Origin of the sequence: Clostridium sp. MCC353, assembly GCF_018785315.1 — a bacterium.
In the GTDB taxonomy this organism is placed as follows: domain Bacteria; phylum Bacillota; class Clostridia; order Lachnospirales; family Lachnospiraceae; genus CHH4-2.
The window spans coordinates 21,485-27,874 of sequence record NZ_WQPN01000034.1; the positions used below are offsets into that span (position 1 = coordinate 21,485).

Here is a 6,390-nt window from a genome sequence, read left to right on the forward strand (position 1 = left end):
ATTTATGTAGTAGGCGCCATGAGTATTCTGCCTGTCCCCCTGTATACATTCACCAACCCTTCACCGGACACAGCGGAACCCATCAATGATTTTGATGAACGCTCTACTGTAAACTTCAACGAATTTGACCAGGCAATAGCCATACTTCCATCAATCTTAACTTCATCGTCCTTTACATTAAATTCAATCAGTTCATCCCGGGGAACCGGGCTTTCTAAAACAGCTATGCCGTTTCCTGTGAGACATAGATTAAACAGGCCTTCTTTTCCAGCAACAGCGGAAGAGAGGGTAGTTCTAGCAACTACATTTTGTCTGATTCCGGAATCACAAGCCAGGAACAGGCCGTCCTCTAAGACCATACTTCCCCATTCTGCCACATCCTCTAATAGAATATGTTTATAGGTTGGTTCCAGCATAATCAAACCATTTCCCTTATATTCAGGTTTAACTGTGGATTCTTTGGTTACTTTCGATGAAATGGCTTTGCCTAAAAAGTCCCCCACTCCCTTTATGCCGGAGGTCATGCTGACCGGCCCGGCAATCCATTGCATGGCGCCTGCCTGAATTGTGAAGGCATTGCCATTTAACTCAATTAATACCTGGCGTTTGCGAATGTTCATTTCGGATGCGAAATAGGCTGCCATGGCGGAGCTGGGGCTGACGCTGAGATCACGCTGGTGTTCAAACACTTTTACACATCCGCGGCCATCGATTTGTTTCATATTTCCATTGTTGTACAGGTTATTAAAAGTTATCATATTGTTAGTTCTCCTTTGTGTTTTTATTGGCTGGATAATTTTTCTTCTATCACTTCTGCGGATTTTTAATCTCTGTTTCCGGCAACCCCGCAGAACCGTCATAATCCTGTGGTTTTGATATGGTAAGCTGAAGTACACAGGCCGTGATCTCCCCATCATAATATACCGGAACCATATATACCCCGGGATTTTGTAAATCAATGCCTGACTTATCATAGGTAAACTTAGTAAAATCATAGCCGGAATCGGGAAAATAGATGGAGAAGTCGATTTGGGGGATTGTTCCGGTTTCCGTTTCCAGGTACAATGTGATGGAATTATTTTTGTCAAATAAAGGGTTTTCCCTGCCGCCATCTTTAAAAAGCATGAGAAATGCGATTAAGATCAGAACCAGAATGCTGAATGCAGTCATCCGGAATGTAAATTTTTTTGTTTTTATGTCTGCCACCTCCTATCTGCCGCATCAGCGGCGTTCTGCCAGAGAAATCCGGCTGTTATTTACTAATATATCACGTTAAAGCGTTAAGTTCAAATGTATTACATTTCATGTTTTGATTGTGAATCAACTATAGAAAGAAATGGATATTTATAATGAAAACTGATAAAGAATGAATAATAAATCAAAAAAACTGAAATAAAAGTGAATATCTTTAGAAAGTAAAGAATATAATTTAAGGAAAAAACCTTGAATCACAACTTTTTTATTGTAATCTCCACAATCTATTGACTTTGATTTTTTGGTGTGGTAGACTACAGAACAAGTAAAACAAGAAAAACTCAGTTAACATGTCAATGGAGACATCGTATATTTTATTTGCGATGCCTTTTTTTTACACTTTTATCACCATGAGGAGGCGCTATGAATAATAATTTTATTGCACAATCATTTGGAAGATCTATGAATTACACGGATATCCCCAACTGCCTGTTTAAAGAGTACAACGTTAAAAAAGGCCTTCGAAATGAAGACGGAACCGGCGTCAGGGTGGGGCTCACAAGAGTATCGGATGTTGTAGGGTATGAACTTCAGGATGGAAAGAAGGTAGAAGTGCCTGGCAAACTTTTTTACCGCGGCATCAGCCTGAGCGACCTGGTAACCGGAAAAGGAGATTCCCATTATGGGTATGAAGAAGCATGTTTTCTGCTCCTGTTTGGATTTTTACCGTCAAAGAAAGAACTCAGCCAGTTTTCAGAGGTGATAAAACAATTTTACACACTGCCTGAGGAATTTCTGGAGATGAACTTTTTAAGAATGCCGTCCAAGGATCTGATGAACCTGCTTCAGTGCGCGGTTCTGTCCCTGTATAATTATGATCCCGACCCGGATAACATCGATCCTTATCAGAACATTATCAAAGGCCTTAACATTATCGGCAAGATGCCGTTAATCATCTGCTATGGCTATCAAAGCCAGCTTCATTATTTCCAGAAACAAAGCCTGATTATCCATTATGCGAGAAAAGACTACTCCATAGCGGAAAATATCCTCTATATGATCCGTGAAGACCGTAAATTCACCGAACAGGAAGCAAAAATGCTGGATACCCTTCTTTTAATCCATGCAGATCATGGCGGCGGAAACAACTCCACATTTACAAATGTAGTAATAGCTTCCACGGGAACGGATATTTATTCGACAATGGCAGGCTCCATCGGCTCCTTAAAAGGACCGAGACACGGCGGCGCCAATATCCGTTGTGCGCAGATGATGCAGGCGGTTACGGACGAAATTGGATTTACTACGGATGAAGTTAAGATAAAAGGGATTATCAAACGGATTCTGGATAAAGATTTCTATGATAAGTCCGGATTGGTATATGGTATGGGCCATGCGGTTTATACGATTTCCGATCCGAGGGCGGAGATCCTGAGAGAATGCTGCGGCGATCTGGCGAGAGAAAAACACAGGGAAAAAGAGTTTGAATTCCTTCAGGCTTTTGAACGGATTGCCAGGGAGATGCTTCTTGAAAAAACAGGAAAAACCGTTTCCAACAATGTTGATTTCTACAGCGGTTTCGCATATAACATGCTCAATATTCCAAGAGAACTTTACACGCCGCTGTTCGCCTGCAGCCGCCTGGTAGGCTGGCTGGCCCACAACATTGAGAATAAGCTTTATGATGGAAGAATTATGCGCCCTGCTACCAAATATGTGGGCGATACAATTGATTATAAATCTATGGAGGAAAGATAGAGATGAACAAGACAATTACAGTATTCAGAGGCGACGGAATCGGTCCTGAAATTACGGACTGCGTAATCGATATTTTGAAGGCAGCAGGTGCAGAACTGGATTATGAGATTTTCAATGTAGGTCAGAAGGAGATGGAAGAACACGGCGCGTTAATTCCTGACGAAGCCTATGCTTCATTTGAAAAGAATAAAGTGCTTTTAAAATCCCCGATCACAACCCCGATCGGAAAAGGCTTCCGTTCATTAAATGTGGCTCTGAGAAAGAAATATGATCTCTATGCAAATATCCGCCCGGCCAAATCCAATACAGCGGTTAAAACAGCATTTGATAATGTAGATATTGTGACATTCCGTGAAAATACGGAAGATCTGTATGTGGGCGTGGAGGAAAAAATTGATGAAGATACGATCCATGCAACAAAGATCATCACAAGAGCAGCCAGCGAGAGAATCATCAGGGATGCATTTGAATATGCAAGAGCCCACGGCAGAAAGAAAGTAACCTGCGTACATAAAGCCAATATCCTGAAAATGTCGGACGGCATGTTTTTGGATATCTTCCGCCAGATTGCAGCGGACTATCCGGAAATCGAGAGCAATGACATGATCGTGGATAATGTCTGCATGCAGCTTGTCATGAACCCCCACAGATATGATATCATGGTAATGCCGAATCTTTACGGTGATATCGTATCAGATTTAACCAGCGGATTGATCGGCGGCTTAGGGCTGCTTCCATCCAGCAACCTGGGGAAAGATTACGCCATGTTTGAAGCCGTTCACGGCAGCGCTCCTGACATTGCGGGAAAACACATTGCCAACCCCACCGCTCTTTTATGGTCAGCCTGCATGATGCTGGAATATTTAAAACAGTTTGACTGCGCATCCAGAATCAGAGCGGCAGTAGACCGGGTTTTGGAAAAAGCAGACTGCCTGACTCCCGACTTAGACGGAACAGCTACGACAGAAGAATACAGGGATGCTATTATCGCAGCATTATAGGAGGAAACCGATGATTAAATTATATGACGGCGGGGTATACCTGTTAAACGGATCGACGATTGTAGAAGAAGATGAATATACCCGTAAAAATGGGCTGGATGGAAATGATACGGCAAAAGAAGAGGCTAAAAAAGGCACCATGGCCTATTCCATTTTAAATGCCCACAATGTTTCCGGTGATATGGATCATCTCAAGATTAAATTTGACGCCATGACATCCCATGATATCACCTTTGTAGGCATCATACAGACGGCCAAGGCTTCCGGAATGACGGAATTTCCAATCCCCTATGTGATGACTAACTGCCACAACTCCCTCTGCGCGGTAGGCGGAACCATCAATGAAGACGATCACGTTTTCGGCCTTTCCGCTGCTAAAAAATACGGCGGTATTTTTGTACCTCCCCACATCGCGGTTATGCACCAGTATATGCGTGAAATGATGGCGGGCTGCGGCAAGATGATCCTGGGTTCCGACAGCCATACGCGTTACGGCGCCCTGGGAACCATGGCCATTGGAGAAGGAGGCGGAGAACTGGTAAAACAGCTTCTCTGTGATACCTATGATGTCACATATCCGGGTGTTGTGGGCATTTATCTGGAAGGAAAACCAGGCCCGGGCGTAGGGCCTCATGATATTGCCCTGGCTATTATAGGCGCTGTTTTCAAAAGCGGTTATGTAAAAAATAAAGTGATGGAATTTGTGGGCCCTGGAATCTCTTCCATGACCACAGATTTCAGAAACGGCATAGATGTAATGACTACGGAAACCACCTGTCTGACCTCTATCTGGAGAACCGATGAGGACACCAAAGAATTTTTAACCATGCATGGAAGAGGGGAAGAGTATAAAGAACTGAATCCGGCTGATGTGGCATATTATGACGGCATGGTTTATGTGGATTTAAGCGATGTGAAACCGATGATCGCTCTTCCTTTCCATCCCAGCAATGTGTATACCATTGATGAGTTAAACGCCAATCTGGGTGATATTTTGAGAAGCGTAGAGGTGGAAGCGGAAAAAATCGGCGGAAACCGCGGCCTTAATTATAATCTGACCGATAAAATCATTGGCGGAAAGCTCTATGTCCAGCAGGGGATTATCGCCGGATGTGCAGGAGGCAATTACAGCAATGTGATGGCGGCCGCGCACATTTTGAAAAACTGCAAATGCGGTCATGATGAATTTACATTGTCCGTCTATCCGTCTTCCCAGCCGGTATTTATGGATCTGGTGAAGAAGGGGGCAGTGGCCGATCTGATGGCGGCAGGCGCTGCGGTAAAAACAGCGTTCTGCGGACCTTGTTTCGGAGCCGGCGACACCCCGGCCAACAACGCGCTCAGCATCCGTCATACCACCAGAAACTTCCCGAACCGTGAAGGTTCCAAGCCCGGTTCCGGCCAGATGTCGGCGGTTGCCCTCATGGATGCCCGTTCCATTGCAGCCACCAGCGCAAACGGCGGTTTCCTTACATCAGCCGCCAGAATCATGGATGATTATGAGGTTCCGGCTTATGAATTTGACGATTCTTCCTATGTAAGCCGGGTTTACCAGGGATTTGGCAAGGCAGAGAAGGAAAAAGACCTGGTTTACGGTCCAAACATTAAAGACTGGCCTCAAATGAGCGCTCTGACAGACAATATATTGTTAAAAGTCTGCTCCAAGATCATGGATGAAGTGACGACTACGGATGAACTGATTCCATCCGGCGAAACCTCCTCTTACCGTTCCAACCCACTGGGACTGGCAGAGTTCACTCTGTCCAGAAGGGATCCGGAATACGTAGGAAGGGCAAAAGCAGTGGATGCAGTAGAAAAATCCAGGGCTGCGGGCAGCAGTCCATTAGAAACAGCCCCTGAGTTGAAGGCAGTCTTTGATAAAATCCATGAAATCCCGGGAAATGAAGACGTAAAAGCTTCGGAAACCGAGATCGGAAGCATGATATACGCCGTCCGTCCAGGCGACGGCTCCGCCCGCGAACAGGCGGCAAGCTGCCAGAGGGTATTAGGCGGCCTAGCCAACATTGCCTATGAATACGCGACCAAACGATACCGTTCCAATGTGATGAACTGGGGCATGATACCATTTTTAATGGATGCCGATCCCGATTTTGAGATTGGTGACTACATCTACGTACCCGGAATCAAAGAAGCCCTGGACGGTGATATGAACGACATTAAAGCCTATGTCATCGGTGATACGGTAAAACAATTGAAACTTCATATTGCCGATATGACAGAGGAAGAGCGTAAGATAGTGAAGGCAGGAAGCCTGATCAACTATAATCAAGAAAGAATGAAAATCTTTATTTAACATATTCGCCGAAGTAACGCCATGAATCCTGGAAATGGGGGCGGACGGGGGCGGAGGCCTGCTTGGAGGCTTGACGCCGGGCGGAGCGGAATCCGTTGGCGATGAAAACCGGCTTCCAACCGT

General features: G+C 44.9%; 5 protein-coding genes. 3 read left to right on the forward strand and 2 right to left on the reverse strand.

The genetic code is table 11. The annotated features are described in order from the left end of the window. Positions 1-2 precede the first annotated feature (2 nt). Entirely contained in the window at positions 3-758 is a 756-nt protein-coding gene (locus GPL15_RS08530; RefSeq protein ID WP_215697979.1) for an AIM24 family protein, read from the reverse strand. Positions 759-807: 49 nt separating this feature from the next. Beyond that, positions 808-1,206 carry a hypothetical protein gene (locus GPL15_RS08535; RefSeq protein ID WP_215697981.1) on the reverse strand — a complete coding sequence of 133 codons (399 nt, stop codon included), beginning with the start codon at positions 1,204-1,206 and terminating at the stop codon, positions 808-810. 411 nt (positions 1,207-1,617) lie between these two features. Between GPL15_RS08535 and GPL15_RS08540 the strand changes: the two genes are divergently transcribed. The 3 genes from GPL15_RS08540 to GPL15_RS08550 are packed head-to-tail and all read left to right on the forward strand — an operon-like array spanning position 1,618 to position 6,267. Continuing rightward, positions 1,618-2,952 (forward strand): citrate synthase, encoded by a 1,335-nt coding sequence (locus GPL15_RS08540; RefSeq protein ID WP_215697983.1) that lies wholly within the window; start codon positions 1,618-1,620, stop codon positions 2,950-2,952. A gap of 2 nt (positions 2,953-2,954) precedes the next feature. After that, positions 2,955-3,953: an isocitrate/isopropylmalate family dehydrogenase gene (locus tag GPL15_RS08545; protein WP_215697985.1), complete on the forward strand. Its 999-nt coding sequence runs from the start codon at positions 2,955-2,957 to the stop codon at positions 3,951-3,953. Between the two features lie 10 nt (positions 3,954-3,963). After that, positions 3,964-6,267, forward strand: a complete 2,304-nt coding sequence (locus GPL15_RS08550; RefSeq protein ID WP_215697987.1) for a hydratase — start codon at positions 3,964-3,966, stop codon at positions 6,265-6,267. The last annotated feature ends 123 nt before the right edge of the window (positions 6,268-6,390 follow it).